Below are 391 nucleotides of genomic sequence, written 5' to 3'. Positions count from 1 at the left end.
CGGCGGTGGCGGCGGCGGCGCCCCGCCTGCATGCATGCTCACTCGATTTCCTGCCGCATCGTAAACGTAGGTGACCGTGACGCCGTTTGGGTAGGTCACGGACACCAGACGACCAAGTGTATCGTAGAAGTACTGGTTCGAGCGGGCCCTAGCGCCGCCGGCCGCCAATAAAGGTAATCCGGCCCCCATAAGCCAGGCCAGCAACCTCCGCCTTGCGATCACTCTGAACCTCCAGTTTCGCGGATCGCGATATCGATAAAGGGGTGGCAGGCGGGACCACGGCGCATCAGCAGGTCGCTCCCGTCATGCATTGCGACGACCCGACGAGCACCCCCACCGGCGTCGCCGCCTGGGTGATGGCCGACGAGCCATTCTGTTTGTACCAGGCGTA

General features: G+C 63.9%; 1 protein-coding gene. It reads right to left on the bottom strand.

Going from position 1 to position 391, the window contains the following annotated elements; translation table 11 throughout:
• The coding region (locus HX774_RS20450; RefSeq protein ID WP_370523739.1) for an RHS repeat domain-containing protein at positions 1 to 189 on the bottom strand (189 nt) is incomplete at its 3' end.
• Between the last annotated feature and the right edge of the window lie 202 nt (positions 190 to 391).

This window comes from Brevundimonas sp. P7753, assembly GCF_013386595.1.
In the GTDB taxonomy this organism is placed as follows: Bacteria; Pseudomonadota; Alphaproteobacteria; order Caulobacterales; family Caulobacteraceae; genus Brevundimonas; species Brevundimonas bullata.
Note: the sequence above shows the minus strand (reverse complement) of the source record. Positions and strands in the feature narration are given on the sequence as shown.